The organism is Arenimonas fontis (genome assembly GCF_008386465.1).
Taxonomy (GTDB): Bacteria; Pseudomonadota; Gammaproteobacteria; order Xanthomonadales; family Xanthomonadaceae; genus Arenimonas; species Arenimonas fontis.
Genome location: NZ_VUOD01000005.1, coordinates 131502 through 155935 on the forward strand (window position 1 = coordinate 131502; position 24434 = coordinate 155935).

At 71.6% G+C, this 24434-nt stretch carries 27 protein-coding genes; 17 read left to right on the forward strand and 10 right to left on the reverse strand.

Annotation, left to right across the window (positions count from 1 at the left end):
• Positions 1-94: 94 nt before the first annotated feature.
• Entirely contained in the window at positions 95-877 is a 783-nt protein-coding gene (xth, locus tag F0415_RS08245; RefSeq protein WP_149860736.1) for an exodeoxyribonuclease III, read from the reverse strand.
• 116 nt (positions 878-993) lie between these two features.
• Here xth and F0415_RS08250 point away from each other — a divergent pair, with 116 nt between their 5' ends.
• Positions 994-1524: a cytochrome b gene (locus F0415_RS08250; protein WP_149860737.1), complete on the forward strand. Its 531-nt coding sequence runs from the start codon at positions 994-996 to the stop codon at positions 1522-1524.
• Between the two features lie 66 nt (positions 1525-1590).
• Here F0415_RS08250 and F0415_RS08255 read toward each other — a convergent pair whose 3' ends face one another.
• On the reverse strand, positions 1591-3633 hold the full coding sequence (locus F0415_RS08255) for a M3 family metallopeptidase (RefSeq protein WP_149860738.1): 2043 nt from the start codon (positions 3631-3633) through the stop codon (positions 1591-1593).
• Positions 3634-3722: 89 nt separating this feature from the next.
• Entirely contained in the window at positions 3723-5141 is a 1419-nt protein-coding gene (locus F0415_RS08260) for a coniferyl aldehyde dehydrogenase (protein ID WP_149860739.1), read from the reverse strand.
• A 185-nt stretch (positions 5142-5326) separates the two neighbouring features.
• Here F0415_RS08260 and F0415_RS08265 point away from each other — a divergent pair, with 185 nt between their 5' ends.
• Positions 5327-5854 (forward strand): gamma carbonic anhydrase family protein, encoded by a 528-nt coding sequence (locus F0415_RS08265; protein WP_149860740.1) that lies wholly within the window; start codon positions 5327-5329, stop codon positions 5852-5854.
• On the forward strand, positions 5851-6234 hold the full coding sequence (locus tag F0415_RS08270) for a hypothetical protein (protein ID WP_149860741.1): 384 nt from the start codon (positions 5851-5853) through the stop codon (positions 6232-6234). The genes F0415_RS08265 and F0415_RS08270 overlap by 4 nt, the downstream gene beginning before the upstream one ends.
• Before the next feature lie 5 nt (positions 6235-6239).
• On the opposite strand, the gene aroE is transcribed toward F0415_RS08270, so the two are convergent.
• Both aroE and hemB read right to left on the reverse strand, forming a co-directional pair.
• On the reverse strand, positions 6240-7082 hold the full coding sequence (gene aroE / locus F0415_RS08275; RefSeq protein ID WP_149860742.1) for a shikimate dehydrogenase: 843 nt from the start codon (positions 7080-7082) through the stop codon (positions 6240-6242).
• A 1-nt stretch (position 7083) separates the two neighbouring features.
• The gene (hemB, locus tag F0415_RS08280; RefSeq protein WP_149860743.1) at positions 7084-8073 is read right to left on the reverse strand and encodes a porphobilinogen synthase; all 990 of its coding nucleotides are present in this window, start codon (positions 8071-8073) and stop codon (positions 7084-7086) included.
• A gap of 64 nt (positions 8074-8137) precedes the next feature.
• Here hemB and F0415_RS08285 point away from each other — a divergent pair, with 64 nt between their 5' ends.
• From F0415_RS08285 to F0415_RS08295, 3 genes are read left to right on the forward strand one after another with little or no spacing between them, the layout of a single operon-like run.
• The gene (locus F0415_RS08285) at positions 8138-8971 is read left to right on the forward strand and encodes an ABC transporter permease (protein WP_149860744.1); all 834 of its coding nucleotides are present in this window, start codon (positions 8138-8140) and stop codon (positions 8969-8971) included.
• Positions 8968-10503: an ATP-binding cassette domain-containing protein gene (locus F0415_RS08290; protein WP_149860745.1), complete on the forward strand. Its 1536-nt coding sequence runs from the start codon at positions 8968-8970 to the stop codon at positions 10501-10503. The genes F0415_RS08285 and F0415_RS08290 overlap by 4 nt, the downstream gene beginning before the upstream one ends.
• A gap of 42 nt (positions 10504-10545) precedes the next feature.
• Positions 10546-13158, forward strand: a complete 2613-nt coding sequence (locus tag F0415_RS08295; RefSeq protein WP_149860746.1) for a bifunctional diguanylate cyclase/phosphodiesterase — start codon at positions 10546-10548, stop codon at positions 13156-13158.
• Here the strand turns inward: F0415_RS08295 and F0415_RS08300 are convergent.
• Positions 13137-14129, reverse strand: coding sequence for an NAD-dependent epimerase/dehydratase family protein (locus F0415_RS08300; protein ID WP_149860747.1), 993 nt, complete (start codon positions 14127-14129; stop codon positions 13137-13139). The two genes, F0415_RS08295 and F0415_RS08300, sit on opposite strands and share 22 nt — an antisense overlap.
• A 118-nt stretch (positions 14130-14247) precedes the next feature.
• Here F0415_RS08300 and F0415_RS08305 point away from each other — a divergent pair, with 118 nt between their 5' ends.
• The 9 genes from F0415_RS08305 to rpmG all read left to right on the forward strand — a co-directional run bounded on the left by F0415_RS08305 (position 14248) and on the right by rpmG (position 20178).
• Complete coding sequence (locus F0415_RS08305) at positions 14248-14700, forward strand: SPFH domain-containing protein (RefSeq protein ID WP_149860748.1); 453 nt, start codon at positions 14248-14250, stop codon at positions 14698-14700.
• 188 nt (positions 14701-14888) lie between these two features.
• On the forward strand, positions 14889-15536 hold the full coding sequence (gene rsmG / locus F0415_RS08310; protein WP_149860749.1) for a 16S rRNA (guanine(527)-N(7))-methyltransferase RsmG: 648 nt from the start codon (positions 14889-14891) through the stop codon (positions 15534-15536).
• 26 nt (positions 15537-15562) lie between these two features.
• On the forward strand, positions 15563-16348 hold the full coding sequence (locus F0415_RS08315) for a ParA family protein (protein WP_149860750.1): 786 nt from the start codon (positions 15563-15565) through the stop codon (positions 16346-16348).
• On the forward strand, positions 16345-17253 hold the full coding sequence (locus tag F0415_RS08320) for a ParB/RepB/Spo0J family partition protein (RefSeq protein ID WP_149860751.1): 909 nt from the start codon (positions 16345-16347) through the stop codon (positions 17251-17253). The genes F0415_RS08315 and F0415_RS08320 overlap by 4 nt, the downstream gene beginning before the upstream one ends.
• 1 nt (position 17254) lies before the next feature.
• Complete coding sequence (locus F0415_RS08325) at positions 17255-18235, forward strand: NAD-dependent epimerase/dehydratase family protein (protein WP_149860752.1); 981 nt, start codon at positions 17255-17257, stop codon at positions 18233-18235.
• 41 nt (positions 18236-18276) lie between these two features.
• Positions 18277-19056: a glycosyltransferase family 2 protein gene (locus F0415_RS08330; RefSeq protein WP_149860753.1), complete on the forward strand. Its 780-nt coding sequence runs from the start codon at positions 18277-18279 to the stop codon at positions 19054-19056.
• 4 nt (positions 19057-19060) lie between these two features.
• A complete protein-coding gene (locus F0415_RS08335; RefSeq protein WP_149860754.1) occupies positions 19061-19402 on the forward strand; it encodes a lipid-A-disaccharide synthase N-terminal domain-containing protein in 342 nt (113 codons plus the stop codon).
• Positions 19403-19763: 361 nt separating this feature from the next.
• Positions 19764-20000, forward strand: coding sequence for a 50S ribosomal protein L28 (gene rpmB / locus F0415_RS08340; RefSeq protein ID WP_149860755.1), 237 nt, complete (start codon positions 19764-19766; stop codon positions 19998-20000).
• Between the two features lie 13 nt (positions 20001-20013).
• Positions 20014-20178: a 50S ribosomal protein L33 gene (gene rpmG, locus F0415_RS08345; RefSeq protein WP_149860756.1), complete on the forward strand. Its 165-nt coding sequence runs from the start codon at positions 20014-20016 to the stop codon at positions 20176-20178.
• 58 nt (positions 20179-20236) lie between these two features.
• Here the strand turns inward: rpmG and crcB are convergent, their stop codons facing one another.
• From crcB to F0415_RS08365, 4 genes are read right to left on the reverse strand one after another with little or no spacing between them, the layout of a single operon-like run.
• Positions 20237-20629, reverse strand: coding sequence for a fluoride efflux transporter CrcB (gene crcB, locus F0415_RS08350; RefSeq protein WP_149860757.1), 393 nt, complete (start codon positions 20627-20629; stop codon positions 20237-20239).
• Between the two features lie 12 nt (positions 20630-20641).
• Positions 20642-21964 carry a sensor histidine kinase gene (locus tag F0415_RS08355; RefSeq protein WP_149860758.1) on the reverse strand — a complete coding sequence of 441 codons (1323 nt, stop codon included), beginning with the start codon at positions 21962-21964 and terminating at the stop codon, positions 20642-20644.
• Entirely contained in the window at positions 21961-22623 is a 663-nt protein-coding gene (locus tag F0415_RS08360; protein WP_149860759.1) for a response regulator transcription factor, read from the reverse strand. Before F0415_RS08360 ends, F0415_RS08355 begins: the two co-directional genes overlap by 4 nt.
• Entirely contained in the window at positions 22623-22964 is a 342-nt protein-coding gene (locus F0415_RS08365) for a PepSY domain-containing protein (protein ID WP_149860760.1), read from the reverse strand. Before F0415_RS08365 ends, F0415_RS08360 begins: the two co-directional genes overlap by 1 nt.
• Positions 22965-23086: 122 nt before the next feature.
• On the opposite strand from F0415_RS08365, the gene F0415_RS08370 reads away from it, so the two are divergent.
• Together F0415_RS08370 and F0415_RS08375 are read left to right on the forward strand one after the other, a co-directional pair.
• The gene (locus tag F0415_RS08370) at positions 23087-23521 is read left to right on the forward strand and encodes a PepSY domain-containing protein (RefSeq protein WP_149860761.1); all 435 of its coding nucleotides are present in this window, start codon (positions 23087-23089) and stop codon (positions 23519-23521) included.
• Between the two features lie 20 nt (positions 23522-23541).
• Positions 23542-24432 carry an SdiA-regulated domain-containing protein gene (locus tag F0415_RS08375; RefSeq protein WP_188310338.1) on the forward strand — a complete coding sequence of 297 codons (891 nt, stop codon included), beginning with the start codon at positions 23542-23544 and terminating at the stop codon, positions 24430-24432.
• The last annotated feature ends 2 nt before the right edge of the window (positions 24433-24434 follow it).

Below are 24434 nucleotides of genomic sequence, written 5' to 3' on the forward strand. Positions count from 1 at the left end.
CCCTTTGATCTGACCCTTTGATCTGACCCTTTGATCTGACCCTTTGATCTGACCCTTTGATCTGACCCTTTGATCTGACCCTTTGATCTGACCCCTATGCGGAAAGGGTGACCAGGGCGGGGGCGTGATCGGAGGGGCGGTCCCAGGTGCGGGGTTCGCGGTCGATGTCGGCGGCCACGCAGTGCGGGCGCAGCGCTTCACTGACCAGGCAGAGGTCGATGCGCAGGCCGAGGTTGCGGCGGAAGGCCGCCGCCCGGTAATCCCACCAGCTGTAGACGCCGCCGTCCTGGTGATGCAGGCGGAAACTGTCGTGCAGGCCCAGGGCCAGCAGGCGCCGCAGCGCCTCGCGTTCGGGCGTGGAGCAGAGAATCTTCTCGTGCCAGGCGGCCGGGTCGTGCACGTCGCGGTCGTCCGGCGCGATGTTGAAGTCGCCCAGCACCACCATGCGCGGATGACGCTGCAGGTCGGCTTCCAGCCAGTCGCGCACCGCCGCCAGCCAGCGCAGCTTGTATTCGTATTTCTCGGTGCCGACGTCCTGGCCGTTGACCACATAGAGGTTGACGACGCGCAGGTCGCCGACGGTGGCGGCGATCACCCGCTTCTGCTCGTCCGCGAAACCGGGAATGCCGACCTGCACTTCCACCGGCGACTCGCGGGCGAGGATGGCAACGCCGTTGTAGGTCTTCTGGCCGGCGAAGACGCTGCGGTAGCCCAGGGCCGCCAGGGCGTCGTCGGGAAACCGGCTATCCTCGAGCTTGGTCTCCTGCAGGCCGACGATGTCGGGCGCTCGAAGCTTCAGCCACTCCTCCAGGTGCGGCAGGCGCACGTTGAGGGAGTTGACGTTCCAGCTGGCGATGAGGTGGTTGGCCTTGTCCATTCGCGAATGCTAACCGCAAGCGCCTGCGCCCGCGCCCCCGGCCGCCCCTTGAGCGGCGTCAAGACCGCCGGCTTCCAGGAGCGCAGCATGGATACCAGCACCGGAACCCCGACGACATGAGCCGAGCCCGCTACTCCCCCGCCCGCCGCCGCCTGCACTGGCTGATCTTCATCGCCATGATGCTGGTCTTCGTCCTGATCGAATTCCGCGGCATCTTCGAGCGCGGCACCGCCGAACGCGCGGCGATGGTGCAGGGCCATTTCTGGCTCGGCCTGGCCATCTTCGCCCTGATGCTGCCGCGCCTGCTGCTGGCCTTCCGGCAGCCGGCGCCGCCGGTACAGCCGCCGCTGCCGCACTGGCAGGCCACCCCGGCCAAGCTCGTCCACCTTGCGCTCTACGTCCTGCTGCTGGTGCAGCCCCTGCTCGGCCTGGCCACGGCCTGGGTGGACGGCAAGCAGCTGCTGATCCCCTTCACCCGGGCCGCCATCCCCGCCCTGCTGGCCCCCGACGAGGCGCTGGCGCACCAGCTCGAGGACATCCACAAGCTGATCGGAACCATCTTCTACTGGCTGATCGGCCTGCACGTGGCCGCCGCCCTGTACCACCACTTCATCCGCCGCGACGACACCCTGCGGCGGATGACCTGAGCCTCCCGGCCCGGGGCCAGCCCCTTCGACGCGGATGAACCCGGCACCTTCATCCACGCCAGAGCCCTAGGCCGCCAACCCGTAACTCCGCAGCAAGGCCTCGGGCTCGGGTTCGCGTCCGCGGAAGGCGACGAAGCTTTCCAGCGCCGGCCGCGAGCCGCCGACAGCGAGGATCTCGCGCCGGTAACGCTCGCCGGTGGCGCGGTCGAAGATGCCGGCCTCCTCGAAGGCCGCGAAGGCGTCGGCGCTCAGCACCTCGGCCCAAAGGTAGCTGTAGTAGCCGGCCGCGTAGCCGCCGGCGAAGATGTGGGTGAAAGCGTGCGGGAACCGGTGCCAGGCCGGCGGCCGCACCACCGCCACCTCGTCGCGCACCTCTTCCAGCAGTTCCAGGGTGCGCGGGCCGCGGGCCGGGTCGTATTCCAGGTGCAGGCGGAAGTCGTAGAGGGCGAACTCCAGCTGCCGCACCAGAAACAGTCCGGCATGGAAGTGCCGTGCCGCCAGCATCTTCGCGTACAGATCATCGGGCAGCCGTTCGCCGGTCTGCCAGTGCTTCGCGAACAGGTCCAGGGCCTCGCGTTTCCAGGCGAAGTTCTCCATGAACTGGCTGGGCAGCTCGACCGCGTCCCACTCCACGCCGCTGATGCCGCCGACGCTGGGCCAGTCCACCTCGGTCAGCAGGTGGTGCAGGCCGTGGCCGAACTCGTGGAACAGGGTCACCACGTCGTCATGCGTGAGCAGGCTGGGCTTGCCCTCCGCCGGCGGCGGGAAGTTGCAGGTCAGATAGGCCACCGGCCGGTACTCGGCCTCGCCGTCGCGCAGGCGCGAGCGGCAGACGTCCATCCAGGCGCCGCCGCGCTTGCCGGTACGGGCGTAGTGGTCCAGGTAGACGCCGGCGCGCACGGTGCCGTCGGCGTCCAGCACGTCGAAGTAATGCACATCCGGATGCCAGGTATCCACCCCGCTGCGCTCGACCAGGCGCACGCCGAACACGCGCTCGGCGACGGTGAACAGGCCGCGCATCACCTCCGGCAGGGGAAACCACGGCTTGAGCTGCTCCTCGCTGAAGTCGAAACGGCGCTGGCGCAGCTTCTCCGAGGCCCAGGACACATCCCAGGGCTGCAGATCGTCCAGGCCCAGCTCGGCTCGGGCGAACTCGCGCAGCTCGGCCAGCTCACGCTCGGCCACCGGCCTGGCCTTCGCAACCAGCTCGCGCAGGAAACCGAGCACGCGCTCGGGCGTGCCGGCCATCTTGTCGGCCAGCGACAAATGCGCCTTGCTGGGGAAACCCAGCAACCGCGCCGCCTCGTGCCGCAGCGCCAGAATGCGGGCGATGCGCTCGCCGTTGTCGAACTGCCCCGCGTGCGGGCCCTGGTCGGAAGCGCGGGTGTTGTAGGCCCGGTAGACTTCCTCGCGCAGGGCGCGCGTGTCGGCATACGTCAGCAGCGCCTGCACCACCGGGCCCTTGAGGGTGGCCAGCCAGCCGTCCCGGCCCTTGTCCCTGGCCTGGCCACGCAGCATCCTGCGGGCCGACTCCGGCAGGCCGGCCAGTTCGGCCTCCTCCAGCGGCCGGGTCCAGGCATCGGTGGCGTCGAGCACGGCCTCCTCGAAACCGGTTTCCAGCTTGCTCAGCTCGGCCTGGATGGCCTTGAAGCGCGAGCGCGCCGGCTCCTGCAGGGCGACGCCGCTGAGCCGGAAGCCGCGCAGGCTGTCCTCCACCAGGGTACGACGGGCGCGGTCCAGATTCTCGAAATCCGGTGATTCGCGCAGGGCCTTCACCGCCTCGTACAGGCCGCGGTGCTGGCCCAGTTCGGTGGCGTGTTCGGTCAGCTTTTCGATGGCGGCGGCGTAGGCCTCGCGCAGCTCGGGCGAATCCTTGACGCCGTGCAGGTGCGACACCGGCGAGAACACCCGGCCCAAGCGCTCCTCCCAGTGCTCCAGCGGGGCCAGCAGGCGGGAGAAGTCGCGGGCTTGCGGGTCGGCCACCAGGCGTTCGACGTCGGCGCGATAGTCGGCCAGCACCCGGTCCAGGGCCGGATTCACGTGCTGGGGGCGGATGGCGGAAAAGGCGGGCAGTTCGCCCTGGTCGAGCAAGGGGTTGGTCAGGTCCATGGTGTTCAGATGGCGGCGCGCGGCCGTCGCTTCAACGGGAAGGGAGGGGCGTCCGGGTTCACGGCGGCCGGCGGGCTGCTGCGGCCCGCTCAGCGCGCCAGCAGCCGCAGCAGGGCGTCGGCGACGCGGCCGTAGGGCGGGTCGAACAGGCCGACGGCGTTCAGGCGCGGCTGATGCATCACCGGCTGCAGGTGGCTGAAGGCCAGGAAGCCGGCTTCGCCATGGTAGCGGCCCATGCCGCTGGCGCCGACGCCGCCGACCGGCAGTTCGTCCTGGCCGAACTGCACCAGGGTGTCGTTGACGCAGACGCTGCCGGCCACCACCGCTTCCAGGCTGCGCCGCAGCCGACGCCGGTCGCGGTCGAAGGGGTAGAAGGCCAGCGGCCGGTCGCGTTCGAGGATGTAGGCGATGGCCTCATCGTGGCTGTCGTAGCTCTTCAGCGGCAGCAGCGGACCGAAGATCTCCTCGCGCATCACCCGCAGCTCGTCGGGCGGGTCCAGCAGCAGGGTCGGCGGAATCAGCTCGATGCCGGGCGGCGGCGGCTCCTGGTCGGGCCGGTGCTGCATCACCGTGACGCCGCGCTCGCGCGCCTCGTCCAGCATGTCGCGCAGGCGCGCCGCCTGGCGGGCATTGACGATGGCGGTGTAATCGGGGTTGGTGGCGAGGCTGGGGTAGAGCCGGCGCAACTCGGCCAGCAGCAGCCGGGCCAGCTCGTCCCGCTGTGCCCGCGGCACCAGCACGTAGTCGGGCGCCACGCAGGTCTGGCCGGCATTGAAGCACTTGCCCACGGCAATGCGGGCGGCGGCGTGGCGCAGGTCGTAACCCGGCGCGATCAGGGCCGGCGACTTGCCGCCCAGCTCCAGGGTCACCGGCGTCAGGTTGGGCGCGGCCGCCGCCATCACCTTGCGGCCGACCGCGGTCGAGCCGGTGAACAGCAGGTGATCGAAGGGCAGCCGACTGAAGGCGGCGCCGAGCTCGGCATCGCCCTGCACCAGGACCACACGGTCGGGCGGGAAGCTCTCGCTGACCACCTTGGCCAGCACTGCGGCCGTGCGCGGGGCGAATTCCGAGGGTTTGGCCATGACGTGGTTGCCGGCGGCGATGGCATCGGCCAGCGGAATCAGCAGCAACTGGATCGGGTAGTTCCAGGGCGCCATGATGCCGACCACGCCCAAGGGCTGCGGCAGCAGTTCGGCCCGGGCCGGCAGGAAGGCGGCGTTCACCGGCGCCCGGCGCGGCCGCATCCAGCGGCGCAGGTGCTTGCGCAGGTGGCGGATCTCGCCCAGGGTGGTCATCAGGTCGGCCGACTGGGTGACATGGCGGGAACGCCGGCCGAAATCGCCCGAAACCGCCCGCACCAGCTCGTCGGCATGGCGCTTCACGGCCTCGGCCAGGCGGGCCAGGTCGTCCATGCGCTGGGCGTAATCCGGCCGCTTGCGCCGATGCGCCTGGCGCAGGCGCTCCAGCATCCGGCCGAGGTCCAGGTCGAGGGGGGTGGGCGTGTCCATGCCGGCATCTTAAGCCCTGAGCGCCGCACCGGCTGGAGGCCTGCGGGCCCGCGCGGCCGCGGGGCCCATGAGGCCGCGGGGCCAGTGCGGCCGGGGCCGGACGGCGCCGCCTCATCCCGCACGCCCTTGCCGGCCGGTCCACGCCCGGCCGCCGGCCGCGCCGGGCCGGCCGCTACAATGCCGGCATGAACCTGCGTCCCTACAAGGGCATCCTGCCCACCCTCGGCGCCCGGGCCTACGTGGACCCCGCCGCCACCGTCATCGGCGACGTGCATATCGGCGAGGACAGCTCGATCTGGCCCGGCTGCGTCATCCGTGGCGACGTCAACCACATCCGCATCGGCGCCCGCACCAACATCCAGGACGGCAGCATCGTCCACGTCACCCACGAAGGCCCCTACACGCGGCCTGGCGGTTGGCCGACGATCATCGGCGACGACGTCACCATCGGCCACGGCGCCATCGTCCACGCCTGCACCATCGGCAACGCGGCGCTGATCGGCATGGGCGCGACAGTGCTGGACGGCGCGGTGGTCGAGGACCACGGCTTCGTCGGCGCCGGCGCGGTGGTGGCGCCGGGCAAGACGGTGCGCGGCCGCGAGCTCTGGCTGGGCAATCCGGCCAGACCGGTGCGCACGCTCTCCGACCGCGAGGTCGAGCAGCTCTACTACTCGGCCAGACACTACGTGCGCCTGAAGGACGATTACCTGTGAGCGCCCGCCGCCTGCTCCTGCTGTGCTGCCTGCTCCTGGCCCCGGCCCTGGCCGCGGCCGACGACGTCGCCTGGTCGAACAAGTGGCGGCTGCAGTTCAGCGGCGCCGCCGAATCGGCCGGCGAAATCGTCCTGGAAGTGCGCGACCGCGCCGGCGCCCGCTTCGAGGTGACGGTACCGATCGAGGGCAACGACGGTGAAAACCGGGTCGCGTCCAAGGTCCGGCGCGCACTCGACCGCGCGCTGCCGTCCGGCTGGCGGGTCGAACGCGACGACGGCGAGGACGTGCTGGTGAAGCGGCGCTGGTACCACCCGCGCTTCACCCTCCGGATCGTGCGCAGCAGCGTGAAGGACCTGCGGATCGGCCCGGACCGCGAGTAGGCGCCTCAATCGGCCGTCTGCAGCGCGTCGGCGCGGCTGGACAGCGCTTCGTAGACCTCGTCGGTGTCCGGCCGCTTGCCGTGCCAGAGGGCGAAGGCTTCGGCCGCCTGCTCGACCAGCATGCCCAGGCCATCGAAACGGTGCTGGATGCCGGCGGCGCCGGCCCAGGCCAGGAAGGATACCGCCGCCTCGCCGTAGTTCAGGTCCACCGCCAGGGCCCGGTTGCCGGCCAATGAGAAGGGCAGGTCCAGGCCGCCGCCGCCGCGACCGGCCGAGGTGGCGTTGACCAGCATGTCGAAACCGCCCAGCTGAGCCAGGTCGCTCCAGTAGCGGGTGTGCACCCGGCCCGGCTCGCCCAGGGCGTCGGCCAGGGTATCGGCCTTCTCCGGCGTACGGTTGACGATCCACAGCTCGCCGACGCCGGCATCCAGCAGGGCCGGCGCCACACCGCGGGCGGCGCCGCCGGCGCCCAGCAGCAACACCCGGCGGCCGCGCAGGTCCAGACGGCGGCGTTCGGCCAGGTCGTGCACCAGGCCGATGCCGTCGGTGTTGTCGCCCTGCCAGGCATCGCCGTGCCGCAGCAAAGTGTTCACCGCGCCAGCCCGGCGGGCGCGGGCGCTGACTTCGGCGCACAGGTCCAGGGCCAGTTCCTTCAACGGCAGCGTGACACTGGCGCCACGACCGCCGGTGGCGGCGAAGCGCGCCAGCACCTGCCCGAACTGGTCGGGCGGCGCGTCCATGGCGACGAATTCCAGCGCCATGCCGAACTGCGCGGCGAAGGCGGCATGGATGCGCGGCGACAGCGAGTGCGCCACGGGGTGGCCGAACACGGCATAGCGGTGCGACATGTCATCCCTCCTTGAGCCAGCGCGCGACATCCAGCGCGAAATAGGTGAGCACGCCGTCGCAGCCGGCGCGCTTGAAGCCCAGCAGCGCCTCCAGCACGCAGGCGCGCTCGTCCAGCCAGCCGTGCTGCGCGGCCGCCTTCAGCATCGCGTACTCGCCGCTGACCTGGTAGGCATAGGTGGGCACGCCGAAGCGCTCCTTCACCCGCCGCACCACGTCCAGGTAGGGCATGCCCGGCTTGACCATCACCATGTCGGCGCCCTCCTCCAGGTCGAGCGCGACCTCGCGCAGGGCCTCGTCGCCGTTGCCGGGATCCATCTGGTAGGTGAACTTGTTGCCCTTGCCCAGGGCGCCGGCGCTGCCGACGGCGTCGCGGAACGGGCCGTAGAAGCTGGAGGCGTACTTGGCGCTGTAGGCCAGAATGCGGGTGTTGACGTGGCCGGCCTGCTCCAGCGCCTCGCGGATGCGGCCGATGCGGCCGTCCATCATGTCGCTTGGCGCCACCACGTCGGCGCCGGCCTCGGCATGCGAGAGGGCCTGCCGAACCAGGGCGTCGAGCGTTTGGTCGTTGACGACGTAGCCGCTCTCGTCGAGCAGGCCGTCCTGGCCGTGGCTGGTGTAGGGATCGAGGGCGACGTCGGTGATCACGCCGAGCTGCGGAAACTCGCGCTTGAGCGCGCGGATCGCCCGCTGCGCCAGGCCGTCCGGATCCCAGGCGGCGGCCGCGTCCAGCGACTTGGCCTCCGGCGCCGTCACCGGGAACAGCACCAGGGCCGGGATGCCCAGTTCCACCGCCTGGCCGGCCACCTTCAGCAGCTCGTCGATGGACAGCCGCTCCACGCCCGGCATCGAGGGCACGGCCTCGCGACCGGCGGGTTCGTGCACGAACACCGGCAGGATCAGGTCATCCACCGTCAGGGTGTGCTCACGCATCAGCCGGCGCGAGAAATCGTCGCGGCGCATGCGGCGAAGGCGGGTGTGGGGGAAAGGCATCCGATGCTCCGTATTTTCCTGACGCCGCTCATGATACGCCTGCGCCGACGGCTAAGATGCCGGCATGTCGACCAACCGTTCCCTGCCCGGACAGGTGCGCGCCTGCCTGGCCCTGCTCGCCTTGCTGGCCCTGCTGTGCTGGCTGGCGCCGCCGCTGCTGGACCTGCCGGATCCGCACCGGCCGCACTGGGATACCCCATCGGCAGCGCCCTCGTTGCAATCGGGCCACTGGTTCGGCACCGACGCCATCGGTCGCGACGTACTGGCGCGCACCCTGGCCGGCGGCCGCGTATCGCTGACGGTGGGCGCGCTGGCAACGGTGATGGCGCTGTTGCTGGGCCTGGCCTGGGGCGCGGTGGCCGGTTACGCCGGCGGCGCGCTCGAGCGGGCCATGGTGCGCGTGCTGGACGTGCTCTCGGCCCTGCCCTTCCTGCTGATCGTGATCCTGCTGCTGGCCCTGTTCGGCCGCTCGGCCTGGCTGCTGCTGGCGGCCATCGGCGCCTACGTCTGGATCGACCTGGCCCGGGTGGTCCGGGCCGAGGCCGCCCGGTTGCGCGAGGCGCCCTTCGTGCTGGCCGCGCGCGCCGCCGGCGCCCGCTTCGACCAGGTACTGCGCTGGCACCTGCTGCCGCAGCTGCTGCCGCTGGCCCTGGTCTATCTGGGCCTGATCCTGCCCCAGGCCATCCTGGTGGAAAGTTTCCTGGGCTTTCTCGGCCTGGGCCTGGACGAGCCGGCGGCGAGCTGGGGCACCCTGCTGGCGGAGGGCAGCCAGGAGCTGGACACCGCGCCCTGGACCCTGCTGTTCCCCGCCGCCTTCCTGGTCGCGACATTGGCCGCCTTCCAGTTCCTGGGCGACGGCCTGCGCGATTGGCTGGACGTGCGCGGCGCGCCGGCATGAGCGCGCCACGCGCCTTCCGCCTGCGCGGGCTGGAGGTTTTTGCCGGCCGGCGGCGCCTGCTCGGTCCGCTGGACCTCGACCTGGAAGCCGGTCGCTGCCTGGGCCTGGTGGGCGAAAGCGGCAGCGGCAAGAGCTTGAGCGTGCTGGCCATGCTCGGCCTGCTGCCGGCCGGCCTGCACATGCGCGGCGTTCTGGCGCTGGCCGAGGGCGCCGGCCCGGAGCGACGCCTGGCACTGGGCTCGCCGGAACACCTGGCTCTGCGCGGCCGCGCCATCGCCTGGATCCCGCAGGACCCGCTGGCCAGCCTGCACCCGCTGCGCCGGGTCGGCGACCAGCTAGCCGAGGCCCTGCGCCTGCACCGCGGCCTGCACCGGGCCGAAAGCCGGGCCGTCGCGGTCGGCCTGCTCGATCGGCTGGAACTTCCGCAACCGGCGGCCCTGGCGCGGCGCTGGCCGCACCAGCTCAGCGGCGGCCAGCGCCAGCGCGTCCTGGTCGCCCTGGCCCTGGCGGGGCATCCAGCCTTGCTGCTGGCCGACGAACCGACCTCGGCCCTGGACCCGCGCCTGGCCGGCGAGGCCCTGGCCTTGCTGAATCGCCTCCGCGAGGAGCAGGGCCTGGCCCTGCTGCTGGTCAGCCACGACCTGCCCCTGGTGGCCCGGCACGCGCAGCGCCTGGCCGTGCTCGAGCGTGGCGAATGCGTCGAGCAGGGCGATGCCGCCGCCGTGTTCGCGAACCCGGCCCACCACTACACCCGCGGCCTGCTGGCCGCCTCGCGCCTGCCCTCTCCGCCGGAACCGGCGCCAGGCCCGCACCTGCTGCGGCTGGAGACGGTCTCGGTGCGTTACCGGCGTGCGCCCGCCCCGGCCGTCGCCGGCATCAGCCTGGACCTGCACCGCGGCGAATGCCTGGCCCTGCTGGGGGAAAGCGGCAGCGGCAAGTCCAGCCTGGGCCGCGCCCTGCTGCGGCTGTTGCGGCGCGGCGTCGGCGGCCGCGTGCTGCTGGACGGCGAGGATCTGCTGGCGGCCGATCGCCGGCGGCTGCGGGCCCTGCGCCGGCGCATCGGCGTGGTCTTCCAGGATCCGGCGGCCTCGCTGGATCCGCGCATGCGGGTGCACGAACTCATTTCCGAGCCCTTGCGCATCCACGGCCTGGCCGATGCGGCGAAGCGAAGGGCACGGGCGGAGGACCTGCTCGCCGCCGTCGGCCTGGACCCGGCGCTGGCCGAGCGGTTCCCGCACCGGCTCAGCGGCGGCCAGCGCCAGCGCGTGGCGATCGCCCGCGCCCTGGCCACCGATCCGGACCTGCTGGTCTGCGACGAGGCCGTCTCGGCCCTGGATGCGCAGCACCGGGCGGGCGTGCTGGCGCTGCTGGGCCGGCTCAAGCGCGAGCGCGGCCTGGCCCTGTTGTTCATCACCCACGATCTGGAGGCCGCGTACGCCCTGGCCGAGCGAACCGCGGTGCTGCGTGCAGGCAGGATGGTGGCCCTGGGCGCAACCGCCGAGGTCCTGGCCGGCATCGCCCGGGTCGGCTGATACACTCGGGCGACCCCGAGGGGAGGGGAGGTAGCCGCACCGATGCCATCGTCATCGCTCACGTCCGGCCAGGCCATGCCCGACGCGCGGCCGCGCGAACGCGGGCTGGCCGAGCTGGAAGCCGAGATCCAGCGCCTGCGCGTGGACGTGGAGCGGCTTGGCCGGGCCGAGCGCCTGCAGCGCGCCCTGTTCGCGATCTCCGACCTGGCCAGTTCCGGCCAGGACACCGCCGCGGTGCTGCGCGGCCTGCACGAGATCGTCGGCCGGCTGATGTATGCCGAGAACTTCTACATCGTGCGCTACTCGCCCGACAGCGACACGATGCGCTTCATCTACTTCGCCGACAGCCAGGATCCGGTGGAGCCGGACCCGGAGGAGGAAATCCCGGCCGAACGGATGGCCAACAGCCTGACCCTGGCCCTGATCCGCCACGGCAAGCCGGTCATGGGCCCCTCCGACCAGGTGCGCGCCCGCCTGAACGTGCCCAGGGACGAAAGCCTGGGTCCGGACAGCGTGGACTGGCTTGGCGTACCGATGGTGGATGAGGGCGTGGTGCGCGGCGCCGTGGTAGTGCAGAGCTACGACCCGGCCTGGCGCTACAGCGAGGACGATTGCGCCCTGCTCGGCTACGTGGCCCAGCACATCCTGACCGCCCTGGCCCGGCGCGACGCCCACGAGGAGCTGGAGCGCCGCGTGGACGAGCGCACCCGCGAGCTGCGCGAGCAGATCGCCGAACGCGAACGCAGCGAACGCCTGCAGGCAGCGCTGTTCCGGATCGCCGAGCAGGCCAGCCGCAGCGAAAGCGTGGACGCCTTCTACGCCGAGGTGCACGGCATCGTCAGCGGCCTGCTGGACGCGCGCAACTTCTTCATCGCCCTGCTCACCGCCGACGGCCAGGAACTGGACTTCCCCTATTCGGTGGACGAGCGCGACGAAAAGCGCCCGCGCCGCCGCCTGGCCAAGGGCCTGACCGAGTACGTGCTGTCCACCGGCGCGCCGCTGCTGGCCACCGACGAGGACATCCGCCGGCTGGTCGCCCAAGGCCGGGTGCAGAGCTCGGGCGCGCCCTCGGTGTGCTGGCTGGGCGTGCCGCTGCAGGTCGGCGCCAAGGTGGTCGGGGTGATCGCAGTGCAGAGTTACACGCCCGACTACTACTACAGCCAGCGTGATCAGGAACTGCTGAGCTTCGTCTCCTTCCACATCGCCCAGGCCCTGGAGCGGCGGCAGGCGCACGAGTCACTGCGCGAAGCCTATGCCGAGCTGGAACAGCGGGTGGCCGCCCGCACCAGCGAACTGGCCGACGCCAACCGCGAGCTGCGCGACCAGATCTCGGTGCGCGAACGCATGGAGCTCAAGCTCAAGCACGAGGCCATGCACGACACCCTGACCGGCCTGCCCAACCGCAGCCACCTGCTGGGCCGCATGGGCATGGCCCTGGCCCGCTACCGGGGCGATCCGCAGCAGCTGTTCGCCGTGCTGTTCCTGGACCTGGACCGGTTCAAGGTGGTGAACGACTCGGTCGGCCACCTGGTCGGCGACGAGCTGCTCAAGGAAGCCGCCCGGCGCATCGGCCGCTGCGTGCGTGATCCGGACATGGTGGCGCGTCTGGGCGGCGACGAGTTCGCCATCGTGCTCGACCGCATCCACAGCGCCGAGGACGCGGTGGCGGTGGCCGAACGGGTCATCCAGGCCCTGGCCGAACCGATGCGCATCGCCGGCAAGGAGCTGTACACCTCGGCCAGCATCGGCATCGCCATCGTGGACGGCCGCTACCGTAGCCCGGAAGAACTGCTGCGCGACGCCGACGTGGCCATGTACCGGGCCAAGGGCGCCGGCCGCCAGCGTTACGCCCTGTTCGACGAACAGCTGCACAAGGCGGCGCTGCGGCTGCTGGAAATGGAAGGCGACCTGCGCCGGGCCCTGCTGCGCCAGGAGTTCGTGCCGCACTACCAGCCCATCCTCGACCTGGCCGACGGCCACCTGGTCGGCTTCGAGGCGCTGATGCGCTGGCACCATCCGGAACGCGGCCTGGCCATGCCCGGCGAGTTCATCGGCGTCGCCGAGGAAACCGGCAGCCTCGAGCACATGGACTGGCAGGTCTACGAGCGGGTCTGCCGCGACATCCCGCGCCTGACCCGTGGCCAGGCCTACACCACGCTCAACGTATCGCCCCGGCACCTGCGCGCGCCCGACTTCGACCAGCGCCTGCTCGAACTGATGTCGCGACATGAGGTGAAGCCGGCCAACGTCCGGCTCGAAGTCACCGAAGGCGCCCTGCTCGACCAGCCGGAGCTGGTGCAGGCCTGCCTGGGCCGCCTGCGCCAGGCCGGCGTGCTGACCCTGCTGGACGATTTCGGCACCGGCTATTCCTCGCTCAGCTACCTGCAGCGCTTCCCGCTGCACGGCCTGAAGATCGACCGCAGCTTCGTCACCGGCCTGCGCAGCGGCGAAAGCGGCGGTTCCAGCGCCATCGTCCGGGCGATCCGGCTGCTGGCCGATTCGCTGGGCCTGGAAGTGATCGCCGAAGGCATCGAAACCGAGGAACAACGGCACCAGCTGCGCCTGCTCGGCCTGCAGCAGGGCCAGGGCTACCTGTTTTCCAAACCGGTCTCGGCCGAGGACGTGCTGGCGCGCTATTTCGACGCCGCGTCCTGAGGCGAGACCAGGCCTTCGGCGCGCAGCCAGGCGATGGTGTCGGCCAGCAACTGCGGCAAGGGCGTGCTGCGATACCCCAGCATGCGCTCCGCCTTCGACGAATCCACCCGCAGCTGGTGGCAGGTGAACGCGGCAGCGGCCGGGGTGATCTCCGGCACCTCGCCGGTGAAGCGGGAAACGATGTCCAGCACGCGCGCCCAGGCCTTCAGGACCAAGGCCGGCGTGGCGCGTTTCGGCGTGCGCCGGCCAAGCTGGCGGCCTATCTCGGCGATCAGCGCGAGGAAGCTGGCGTGCTCGCCGCCCAGCAGGAAGACTTCGCCATCCATGCCTTCGCGCCAGGCGCGCACCTGCACCCGGGCGATCTCCCGCACGTCGGCGAAGGCACCCGCGCCCGGCGGCGCGCCCGGCAGCCTGTTCTGGTCCACCAGTCGGATCAGCCGCGACCAGTTTTGGCGGTCGCCGGGGCCGAGGATGTGCGAGGGCTGGAACACCACCCAGCGCAGGCCGGATTCGCGCACGCGCCGCTCGGCCTCGTACTTGCTGCGCTCGTAGTTGATCCAGGAATCGCCGCCGCGCTGCGGCACGTCCTCGCGCAGCGTCTCGTGCACCAGGTGCGAGTAGGCCGAGACACTGGAAGTGTGCAGGAAGGCGGACACGCCGGCCTCGCGCGCCGCCGCCAGCAGGCGCACGGTGCCACCGACGTTGGTGTCGGTCTGGGCGGCATTGCCGGGCGCCCAGGTGTTGGTGTCGGCGGCCGTGTGGAAGACCGCCTGGCAGCCGGCCACCGCCCGCCGCAACGAACCGGCATCGCCCAGGCTGCCGCGCACCGGCACGGCGCCCAGGCGGGCCAGCACGGCATCGCCCTCGGGCGAACGCGACAGGCCGCGCACCTGCTGGCCGGCGGCGATCAGCTCGCGGACCAGGTGCTGGCCGAGAAAACCGGTCGCGCCGGTGACGAGGACGGTGGGCATGGCGGAAGGGGCTTTCGGTTCCGGAGTCAAGCTTCACGTGTCCGTATTGTGAAACCGGTCACGTTTCCAAGACTATACTTCAGCAACACTTCTCAACCCCCGGTTCCGAAAGCGGAAAATGAGCCCCCTCCTGCCCCGCCCACTGCCCCTGGCCGGCCTGGCCTGGCTCACCGGCTTCCGCCGGGTTCCGGAAAACACCGTAGTGACCAAACACCGCTTCGGCCGCTTCGTCGCGGCCCTGGGGCCGGGCTGGCACTGGACCGTGCCGGGGCTGGACCAGCTGGGCAGCCCGGTCTGCCTGATCGGCCATCACCTGGACGTGCCCGCCGACAGCGGTGCCCATGCCGAGCTCTACTACCAGATCCTCGATCCGGCCCAGGCCGGCGAGGCCCTGGACCGGGTGGACGCCCTGGTGCTCGACCAGGCCCGCGACGCCCTGGCCTCGCTCCAGTCGCTGGCCGACGCCACCCGCCCCCTGGCCGAGGCCCTGAAGGCCGAGCTCAACCGCCGGGTCGGCAAGCTGGGCCTGCGGGTCATCCGCTGCTCGGTCCAGGGCCTGCAGGGCGCCTGAACCGGCCTCGCCGGCCATCGCCGCAGTCGCCGACGCCCCGGGCGGAAGTCCTACAGCCCGGCAAGGCGTTCGCCGGGAGCCCGGCCGCTCCGGCTCGACCAAGGCCTGGCCCGACCCGCAGCCCGGCCCGGCGGCGGAGCGGCCCTCCGGCCCGGTCCAGCCGCAGGCAAAGCCCGCATAATCCACGCATGATCCCGTCCTCGCCCCTGCTTCCGGAACTGGAAGCCGGCCTGATCGCCCTCGGCCTGCCGCCCCGGCCTCTGGCCCAGCGGCTGCTGGACTATCTGGCCCTGCTCTCGCGCTGGAACCGCACTTACAACCTCACCGCCGTGCGCGACGAGCGCGAAATGCTGTCCCGGCACCTGCTCGACTCGCTGGCCATGTGGCGCTTCCTGCGCCCGGGCCGGCTGGCCGACCTGGGCACCGGCCCGGGCCTGCCCGGCATCCCGCTGGCCCTGGCCCGGCCCGAGCTCGAGGTCAGCCTGGTCGAAAGCAACGGCAAGAAGGCCCGCTTCCTGCGCGAGGCCGTCCGCCGCCTGGGCCTGGTCAATGCCCGGGTGCTGGAAGCGCGGGCGGAGGCGGTGGAGGAACCCGGCGCCTACCCGCAGATCACCGCCCGCGCCCTGGACAGCCTGGCCGGGATCCTGACCGTCGGCGGCCACCTGCTGGCGCCCGAAGGCCGGCTGCTGGCGATGAAGGGCCAGCGCCCCGATGCCGAGATCGCCGCCCTGCCGCCGGACTGGCGGGTCGAGGCGATCGAACCGCTGACCGTCCCCGGCCTGCCGGGCGAGCGGCATCTGGTGATCGTGGGCCGGCGGCCGCCGCAACCGGCATAATCCCCCGTCCGACGCGAGGAGAGAGCATGGGCCGCATCATCGCCATCGCCAACCAGAAGGGCGGAGTCGGCAAGACCACCACCGCCGTCAACCTGGCCGCCGCGCTGGCCGCGGTACCGCGCCGGGTCTTGTTGGTGGACATGGATCCGCAGGGCAACGCGACCATGGCATCGGGCGTGGACAAGCGCGAGATCGGGCGCTCCAGCTGCGAAGTGCTTCTGCGCGAATGCCCGGCCGAGGCGGCGATCATGAAGTCGCCGGAGGGCTACGACCTGCTGCCGGCCAACATCGACCTGACCGCCGCCGAGATCCGCCTGATGGACGAGGCCGGCCGCGAACAGCGGCTGAAGGAGGCCTTGGCCCCGCTGCGCGAGCACTACGACTACCTGATCGTGGACTGCCCGCCCTCGCTCTCGCTATTGACCCTCAATGCCCTGGCCGCCGCCGACGGCGTGATCGTGCCGATGCAGTGCGAATACTTCGCCCTCGAGGGCCTGAGCGCCCTGGTGGACACCATCGAGGCGCTGAAGGCGCGGCTGAACCCGGCGCTGGAGATCGAAGGCATCGTCCGCACCATGTTCGACGTGCGCAACAACCTGGCCAATGCCGTGTCCGGCGAGCTGACCCGGCACTTCGGCGACAAGGTGTTTCGCTCGATCATCCCGCGCAACGTGCGCCTGGCCGAAGCGCCCAGCCACGGCCAGAGCATCCTCGGCTATGACCGCGCCAGCCGCGGCGGCATCGCCTACCTGGGCCTGGCCGGCGAGATCGTGCGGCGCGAAAAGAAAAAAGTGCTTGAGGAGACCGCATGAGCAGCAAGAAGCGCGGCCTGGGCCGCGGCCTGGAAGCCCTGCTGGGCACCGGCAACAGGGGCGCCGCTCCCGCCGCCGAACCCGCCGGCGCCGGCGACGGGCTGCACACGCTGCCGATCGACCGCCTGCAGCCCGGCCGTTACCAGCCGCGCACCGGCATGGACCCGGAAAAGCTGGCCGAGCTGGCCGAGTCCATCAAGGCCCAGGGCCTGATCCAGCCCATCGTCGTGCGCGAGATCGGCCGCGACGGCGACGGCAGCCGCTACGAGATCATCGCCGGCGAACGCCGCTGGCGCGCCGCCGGCCAGGCTGGCCTGACCGAGGTGCCGGTGGTGCTGCGCGAGGTGGACGACCGCGCGGTCATCGCCATGGCCCTGATCGAGAACATCCAGCGCGAGGATCTCAACCCGCTGGAGGAGGCCCAGGCGCTGGCACGCCTGATAGACGAGTTCCACCTGACCCACCAGCAGGCCGCCGAGGCCGTGGGCCGCTCGCGCGCGGCGGTGTCCAACCTGCTGCGCCTGCTGGAACTGCCCGACGGCATCCGCGAGTTGCTGGAAAGCAAGCAACTGGAGATGGGCCATGCCCGCGCACTGCTGACCCTGGCGCCGCAGGCGGCCCTGGCGCTGGCCCGCGAGGCCGCCGCCGAGGGCTGGAGCGTGCGCGAGGTCGAGCGGCGCGCCCAGCAGCTGGCCAAGGGCCGGATTCCGGCGCGCAAGCCGGGCACGATGGCCGCGCGCAAGGTGGACGCCGACATCGCCGCGCTCGAGCGCGAACTGTCGGAGACGCTCAGCGCCAAGGTCGCCGTGCAGCACGGCCGCGGCGGTCGCGGCAAGCTGGTGATCAGCTACCACGGCCTGGAGGCGCTGGAAGGCATCCTCGAGCGCCTGCGCGGCGAACGTTGAGATGACGGTGCTGGTCACCGGCGCCGCCGGTTTCATCGGCGCCTATACCTGCCGGGCCCTGGCCGCGCGCGGCGAGCGCGTGCTCGGCCTGGACGATTTCAACGACTACTACGACCCGGCGATCAAGCGCGACCGGGTGGCGGTGCTGTGTCCGCAGGTACCGATCGCCGAGCTCGACCTGGCCGACCACGATGCCCTGGCGGCGTTGTTCGAGCGCGAACGACCGACCCGGGTGGTGCACCTGGCGGCCCAGGCCGGCGTGCGCTACTCGCTGCAGAATCCGCGCGCCTACGCCCGCTCCAACCTGCTCGGCTTCACCCACGTGCTGGAGCTGTGCCGACGGCACGGCGTGGAGCACCTGGTCTACGCCTCCTCGTCCTCGGTGTACGGCGGCCGCGCCATCCCGCCCTTCCGCGAGGACCAGCGCATCGACCGGCCGCTGAGCTTCTACGCCGCCACCAAGGTGGCCAACGAGGCCATGGCCTGGAGCTATGCCCACCTGTACGGGCTGGCCTGCACCGGCCTGCGCTTCTTCACCGTCTACGGGGCCTGGGGTCGGCCGGACATGGCGCCGGTGCTGTTCGCCCGGGCGGTGCTGGCCGGGCGCGAGATCGCCGTCTACAACCACGGCCGGATGCGCCGCGACTTCACCCATGTCGGCGACATCGTCGCCGGCGTACTGGGCGCCCTGGACCATCCGCCGAGCGCCGGGGATGGCGACGGCGCGCCGCACCGGCTGTTCAACCTGGGCAACCACACGCCGGTGGAGCTGGAACGCTTCATCGCCGTGATCGAACAGGCCGCGGGCCGCCCGGCCCGCAAGCGCTACGAACCCATGCAGCCGGGAGACATGCCCGAGACCATGGCGGACACGTCGGCGGCGGCGGCGGCCTTCGGCTTCGCTCCGCGCACCGGCATCGAACGCGGCCTGCCCGAGGTGGTGGACTGGTGCCGCGACTACTTCGGCCCGGACCGCTACTGAGCCCACACGGCCGGAGTAAGGCCGGCACAGAATTCCTTAATATGCGCGGCGCGACAATCGCGCCTTCGCAACCTCTCCGAAAGGCTTCGCACGCCGTGTACCCGCCCGAACTCTCGGTTGTCGTTCCCGCCTTCAACGAACAGGGCAACATCGGTGCCCTGGTGGACGAGATAGCCGCTGCGCTGCGCGGTCGGCTCGCCTTCGAGATCATCGTGGTGGACGACCACAGCAGCGACGGCAGCGTTGACGAGCTGCGCGCCGCCAAGACCCGCACACCGGAGCTGCGGGTACTGCAGCACCTGCGCCAGAGCGGCCAGAGCGCGGCCATCCGCACCGGGGTCAAGGCCGCGCGCGCAACCTGGGTGGCCACCCTGGACGGGGACGGCCAGAACGATCCGGCCGATCTGCCGCGGCTGCTGGCCACCCGCGACGCCGGCCCGCCCGAGGTGAAGCTCTATGCCGGCTGGCGCGTCAATCGCCAGGACAGCATCGGCAAGCGCTGGGCCTCTCGCCTCGCCAACGGCATCCGCGCCCGGCTGCTGCGTGACGCCACCCCGGATACCGGCTGCGGTATCAAACTGTTCGAGCGGGCCGCGTACCTGGACCTGCCCTGGTTCGACCACATGCACCGCTACCTGCCGGCGCTGATGCAGCGGGCCGGCTGGAAGACCGTCAGCGTGCCGGTGAACCATCGCCCGCGAGCCGCCGGCCGCTCCAAGTACAACAACCTGGGCCGGGCCCTGGTAGGCATTCGCGACCTGATGGGCGTGGCCTGGCTGATCAAACGCAACCGCCTGACCAGCGTGCGCGAACTGGAGTGAGGGCATGAATCAGGAAATCCTCTGGCTGGCCTGGACCGGCCTGCACATCACACCCTGGAAGCTGATCGGCTACACCGGCGCACTGATGTTCGGCGGCCGCTGGCTGGTGCAGTTCATCGCCAGCCGCCGGGCTCGCAAACCGGTGATCCCGCGGATGTTCTGGTACATGAGCCTGCTGGGCAGCGTCATGACCCTGAGCTATTTCATGTTCTCGGCCAAGCAGGACTCGGTGGGCGTGCTGCAGAACCTGTTCCCCACCTTCACGGCTGCCTACAGCCTGTGGCTGGACATCCGCCACCACGGCTGGCGGCCGAGCGCCGGCGCTTCCGACGCCGGCGGCGGCTGACCCGGCCCGGCGCGGACCGGCACGAGCTGGCCAGGCGCCAGCCGAGACGCTCGCCTGGCACTGTGGCGCGGGCATAATGCCTTGATTCGGTGACGTTTTGCTCTACCCTGGCGCGGCCCGCGCGCCTCCGCGCCCGCCTGCGCCCGAGCCCGTCCCTGCTTGTAAGTGCCGGACCTGAAAGGCATAATGCGCGGCTCGCTCCGCATCCGCCCCATCGGCCCTGGCCCGGGAATGCGATCCCCAGGCCCTGGCGGAGCGTCGCTACACCTCCCGCATCGCAGCGTCCGCGGCCCCGGCCGGCGGGCGCGGGGCCGAAGCCATCCGGGCCATGGGTGGCCAGTCCTTACCCAGGAGTCGCAACATGAGCCGAGTTTGCCAAGTCACCGGCAAGGCCGTGCGGACCGGTAACAACGTCTCGCACGCCAACAACAAGACCCGCCGCCGTTTTCTTCCCAACCTGCATGAGCGCCGCTTCTGGGTGGCCTCGGAGAACCGTTGGGTGAAGCTGCGCGTTTCCACCGCCGCCCTTCGCACCATCGACAAGAGGGGCATCGACGCCGTCCTGGCCGAGCTGCGTGCCCGCGGCGAGAAGATCTGAGGAGGACTGAACCATGGCATCCAAGCGCGACAAGATCCGCCTGATCTCCTCGGCCGGCACCGGCCACTTCTACACCACCGACAAGAACAAGAAGACCACGCCGAACAAGATGGAGATCAAGAAGTACGATCCCGTCGTTCGCAAGCACGTGATCTACAAGGAAGGCAAGATCAAGTAAGCCTCCCGGCGAACACGATCTTCGGAAAACCCGCCCGCGTGGCGGGTTTTCTTTTGCCTCAGCCCTGGCCGGCGCCGGCGCCGAGCAGGCGCATGCCCGCCCACAGCGCCGCCACGCCCAGCAGCACGCTGCCGCCGGCGTACAGGCCGGCCAGCAGGAGCTCGCCCCGGCGCAGCAGCGCCACCGCGTCCAGGCCGAAGGCGGAGAAGGTGGTGAAGCCGCCGAGCAGGCCGGTGAACAGGAACAGCCGCGTCTCCGGCCCCAGCACGTGCTGGCGTTCGACCAGGCCGGCCAGCAGGCCGGCGACGAAGCAGCCCAGCACGTTCACCGCGAAGGTGCTCCAGGGAAAGCGCTGCTGCAGGCTCAGATGCAGCACCAGCCCGCCCAGGGCGTAGCGGGCGATCGCGCCCAGGCCACCGCCCACGCCCACCAGCATCAGTGCTTTCAGCATCGTCCCGCTCCCTCATCCAGCCGGCAGTTCCAGCCGCGCGCGCAGGCCGGCGGGACTGCTGTCCAGCCGCAACCGGCCGCCGTAACCCTCGGCGATTTCCTGGACGATGGCAAGGCCGAGGCCGGAACCGGGCGTGCGCTGGTCCAGGCGGACGCCGCGGCCGAGGTCGGCGGGGCTGGCCTCGGCGGGCAGGCCGGGGCCGTCGTCGGCTACCTCGATCCACAGGCGCTCACCCTCCCGTCCCGCGCCCACCCTCACCTGCGCCCGCGCCCACTTGCCGGCGTTGTCCAGCAGGTTGCCCAGCATCTCCTCCAGGTCCTCACGGCCGCCGGCGAACACCAGGCCGCCCGGCACATCGCCTTCGAAGCGGAGATTTCGGTCGCCATGCACCTTCGCCATCAGCGCCAGCAGGCGCTCGACCACCGGCGCCACCCCGGTGCGCGCGCGCTGGTCGACGGTGACGCTGCGGCCGAGGTGGCGGTCCACCGAGGCACGCATCTGCGCCACCTGTTCGCGCACCACCTCGGGCAGGCGCGGGCCGGGGCGCTCGGCTTCCAGCGAGAGCACGGTCAGCGGCGTCTTCAGCGCATGCGCCAGGTCCTGGGCGGCGGTGCGGGCGCGGCGGACCGTGCGGTCGTGGTGTTCAAGCAGCTCGTTGAGATGGCCGGCCAGCGGCGCGACTTCGGAAGGCAGGCCGCCCGTCGCCAGGCGATCGATCTCGCCGCGGCGCACCCGCGTCACCTCCTCGGCCAGGCGCGACAGCGGCCGCAGGCCCAGCATCACCAGCAACACCAGCACCAGCAGCAGGCCGCCGGCGACGATGGCCACGGTGACGGCGGCCACGCGGCGGAAACGCGTGGCATCGGCGCTCAGCTGGGTGCGGTCGGCGGCGACCAGGAACACCGCCGGCTGCTCCAGGCGCGGGAAGCGCACCGCCTGCAGGCGCGCGCGCAGCGGTTCGCCGCGCGGGCCGGTGAGGTCCAGGCTGCGGGCCGGGCCGGCGCGCTCCGGCAATGGCGCCGCCAACTCGCCATCCCAGAGCGAGCGCGAGCGGAAGCGTCGATCGCCCACCGTCACCCACCAGTAGTGGCCGGAGAAGGGCTGGGCATAGTGCTGGTCCTCGGGCTCGCTGCGCAGCTCGAAGCGGCCGGCCTCGTCCACTTCGGCGCTGGCCAGCAGGCTTTCCAGCTCCTGCTGCAACTGCCGGTCGAAGGCGCGCTCGCTGGCCTCGGCGAAGGCCTCGCCCAGCCACAGCGCCGCCACCAGCGCCGCCAGCGCCACGCCCAGCAGGCCTCCCAGCAGCAGGCGCAGGCGCAGCGAGTGCCGGTCGATCACGGCAGCGCTTCCAGGCGGAAGCCCTTGCCGCGCTCGGTGACGATGCGGGCGGCGCCGATCTTGCGGCGGATCCGCCCGATCAGCACGTCCAGGGCGTTGGAATCGGGGTCGTAACCCTGTTCGTAGACGTGCTCGCCCAGTTCGGCGCGGCTGACCACCGCACCCTGGCGGTGCATCAGGTAGGCGAGGATGCGCTGCTCCTGCGCGGTCAGCGCCAGCGGCTCGCCGGCGAGGGTGAAGCGGTTGGCGTTGTCGTCCAGCACCAGCGCGCCGCACTCGATCAGCGGATGCACGTGGCCGGTGCTGCGGCGGATCAGCGCGCGCAGGCGCAGCACCAGTTCCTCGATCGGGAAGGGCTTGACCAGGTAGTCGTCGGCGCCGGCGTCGAAGCCGGCCAGCTTGTCGTGCCAGCGGCCGCGGGCGGTCAGCACCAGCACCGGCATGCGCCGGCCATTGCCGCGCCAGGTGTCCAGCACCGACAGACCGTCCATGCCGGGCAGGCCCAGGTCCAGCACCACCGCGTCGTAGTCCTCGGTCTGGCCGCGGAACTCGGCATCGCGACCATCGGCGGCGCGATCCACCGCGAAACCGGCCTCGCCCAGCGCCTCGGCCAGGCGGCTGGCCAGTTCGGCATCGTCCTCGGCCAGCAGCACGCGCATCAGTCGTCCTCGACTTCGATCTCCAGCAACTCACCGGTGCGGGCGTCGTACTCGAACTCCAGGATCACGCCGTCGGCGCCCAGGATCTCGATCTCATATTCGTGGTTCTCCAGCTCGACCTCCAGCACCTCGCCGGGATGCCGGCTGAGGGCGTCGTCGATCAGGCCGGCCAGCGGCACGTACTCGCCGCGGGCGACGGCCTCGCGCACGCGATCGTGGTCGCGCGGCGACAGCTGGGCACCGTGCCCGGCCGCCGGCGCCGACGGCCCGGCCGGCGCCGGGTCGGGCGCGCAGCCCGGCAGCAGCAGGGCGATCAGCAGCAGGGGCAGGCCATTGCGCATCGGCCAAGCATGCCGCAAGCCCTTAACGGGTTCATTAACAACCGCGTCACGGTGGGGTTAGCGCGGCTGCGGATAGTGCGTGCCACAGCGCCATTCCGGCGCCACCCGCGAAGGAGTCGATCATGCGTTCCCCCACCCTTGCTGCCCTGGCCCTGGCCATCCTGCTCGCCGGCACCGCCGGCGCTGCCGAGACCGGCTTCGGCCCGGAGCAGGCCACCCAGGCCCTCAAGACCGCCGGCTACGGCGAGATCCGCGAACTGGAATACGAGGACGGCCTGTGGGAGGCCGAAGTCCGACGCGCCGACGGCCGCTGGGACGATGTCGCCGTCGATCCCGCCACCGGCGAGGTCTTCGACCGCCTGTCCCAGCGCCCGCTGATCGGCGTCGACGAGGTCGTCGCCGCCGTGGAGCGCGCCGGCTACCGCCGCGTGCACGACCTGGACCGCGACGGCGCGCTCTGGGAGGCCGAGGCCTATGACGCCGACGGCCGGCGCTTCGAGCTGCGCATCAGCGGCTACGACGGCCGCATCCTCTCCGCCCAGCCCGACAACGACTGATGCGCGCGTCCGCATCCCCGATGCTCGCCGCCGCCCTGCTGGCCCTGGCCGGCTGCGGCGGCGAGCCCGCTCCGCTGCCGGAGGGCGCGGTCGCCGTGCAGGACCGCAAGCTCGACGAAATGAGCGGACTGGCGGCCTCGCGCGCCCAGCCCGGCGTGCTGTGGGCGATCAACGACAGTGGCAACGCCGGCCGCCTGTTCCGCCTGGGCGAGGACGGCAGCGCCCTGGGCCGGGTCGACGTGGACGGCGCCTGGCTGCGCGACAGCGAATCGCTGGCCTACTGGAACGAGGACGGCCGGCACTGGCTGCTGATCGGCGACGTCGGCGACAACCGCGGCTGGCGCGGCAGCGTGGTCGTGCATGCGGTACCGGAGCCGGCGCCCGGCCAGGAGGACGTGGACATCGCCTGGTCCCTGCGCTTCCGCTATCCCGACGGTGCCCGCGACGCCGAGGCGATCACCGTGGATGCCCAGGCCGGCGACCTGCTGGTGCTGAGCAAGCGCGACCGCCCCGCCCGGCTCTACCGCGTGCCGCTGTCGGCCCGTCACGGCGATGGGATCGTGCAGGCCGAACACCTGGCCTCGCTGCCGGAAGAAGCGATCGCCGGCGCGGTCACCAGCCTGGACCTGAGCGAAGATGGCCGCGACCTGCTGGTGCTCAGCTACGGCAGCCTCTACCGCTGGCATCGCCTGCCCGGCGAGACCTGGCCGGAGGTGCTGGCGCGCGCGCCCGAAGCGCTGCCGCGGCCGGCCATGCGCAAGGCGGAGGCACTGACCCTCACCGGCACGCCCGGCGAAGTGCTGATCGGCGCCGAGCAATGGCCGGCGCCGCTGTGGTCCACCCGCTTCGCACCGGCGGGCAAGGAGGAACTGGCGGCGGCCGGAGACGCGGGCCTGGGTGGCGCGGACTGAGC

Coding starts and splice junctions, on each gene's coding strand:
- F0415_RS08305 (WP_149860748.1), top strand. CDS start 14,248: ATGAGCCCCCTCCTGCCCCGCCCACTGCCCCTGGCCGGCCTGGCCTGG.
- crcB (WP_149860757.1), bottom strand. CDS start 20,629: ATGCTGAAAGCACTGATGCTGGTGGGCGTGGGCGGTGGCCTGGGCGCG.
- F0415_RS08300 (WP_149860747.1), bottom strand. CDS start 14,129: ATGCCCACCGTCCTCGTCACCGGCGCGACCGGTTTTCTCGGCCAGCAC.
- F0415_RS08315 (WP_149860750.1), top strand. CDS start 15,563: ATGGGCCGCATCATCGCCATCGCCAACCAGAAGGGCGGAGTCGGCAAG.
- F0415_RS08295 (WP_149860746.1), top strand. CDS start 10,546: ATGCCATCGTCATCGCTCACGTCCGGCCAGGCCATGCCCGACGCGCGG.
- xth (WP_149860736.1), bottom strand. CDS start 877: ATGGACAAGGCCAACCACCTCATCGCCAGCTGGAACGTCAACTCCCTC.
- F0415_RS08330 (WP_149860753.1), top strand. CDS start 18,277: ATGCGCGGCGCGACAATCGCGCCTTCGCAACCTCTCCGAAAGGCTTCG.
- F0415_RS08290 (WP_149860745.1), top strand. CDS start 8,968: ATGAGCGCGCCACGCGCCTTCCGCCTGCGCGGGCTGGAGGTTTTTGCC.
- aroE (WP_149860742.1), bottom strand. CDS start 7,082: ATGTCGCACCGCTATGCCGTGTTCGGCCACCCCGTGGCGCACTCGCTG.
- F0415_RS08285 (WP_149860744.1), top strand. CDS start 8,138: ATGTCGACCAACCGTTCCCTGCCCGGACAGGTGCGCGCCTGCCTGGCC.
- rpmB (WP_149860755.1), top strand. CDS start 19,764: ATGAGCCGAGTTTGCCAAGTCACCGGCAAGGCCGTGCGGACCGGTAAC.
- rpmG (WP_149860756.1), top strand. CDS start 20,014: ATGGCATCCAAGCGCGACAAGATCCGCCTGATCTCCTCGGCCGGCACC.
- F0415_RS08375 (WP_188310338.1), top strand. CDS start 23,542: ATGCTCGCCGCCGCCCTGCTGGCCCTGGCCGGCTGCGGCGGCGAGCCC.
- rsmG (WP_149860749.1), top strand. CDS start 14,889: ATGATCCCGTCCTCGCCCCTGCTTCCGGAACTGGAAGCCGGCCTGATC.
- F0415_RS08365 (WP_149860760.1), bottom strand. CDS start 22,964: ATGCGCAATGGCCTGCCCCTGCTGCTGATCGCCCTGCTGCTGCCGGGC.
- F0415_RS08370 (WP_149860761.1), top strand. CDS start 23,087: ATGCGTTCCCCCACCCTTGCTGCCCTGGCCCTGGCCATCCTGCTCGCC.
- F0415_RS08260 (WP_149860739.1), bottom strand. CDS start 5,141: ATGGACACGCCCACCCCCCTCGACCTGGACCTCGGCCGGATGCTGGAG.
- F0415_RS08265 (WP_149860740.1), top strand. CDS start 5,327: ATGAACCTGCGTCCCTACAAGGGCATCCTGCCCACCCTCGGCGCCCGG.
- F0415_RS08250 (WP_149860737.1), top strand. CDS start 994: ATGAGCCGAGCCCGCTACTCCCCCGCCCGCCGCCGCCTGCACTGGCTG.
- F0415_RS08255 (WP_149860738.1), bottom strand. CDS start 3,633: ATGGACCTGACCAACCCCTTGCTCGACCAGGGCGAACTGCCCGCCTTT.
- F0415_RS08325 (WP_149860752.1), top strand. CDS start 17,255: ATGACGGTGCTGGTCACCGGCGCCGCCGGTTTCATCGGCGCCTATACC.
- F0415_RS08360 (WP_149860759.1), bottom strand. CDS start 22,623: ATGCGCGTGCTGCTGGCCGAGGACGATGCCGAACTGGCCAGCCGCCTG.
- F0415_RS08320 (WP_149860751.1), top strand. CDS start 16,345: ATGAGCAGCAAGAAGCGCGGCCTGGGCCGCGGCCTGGAAGCCCTGCTG.
- F0415_RS08335 (WP_149860754.1), top strand. CDS start 19,061: ATGAATCAGGAAATCCTCTGGCTGGCCTGGACCGGCCTGCACATCACA.
- hemB (WP_149860743.1), bottom strand. CDS start 8,073: ATGCCTTTCCCCCACACCCGCCTTCGCCGCATGCGCCGCGACGATTTC.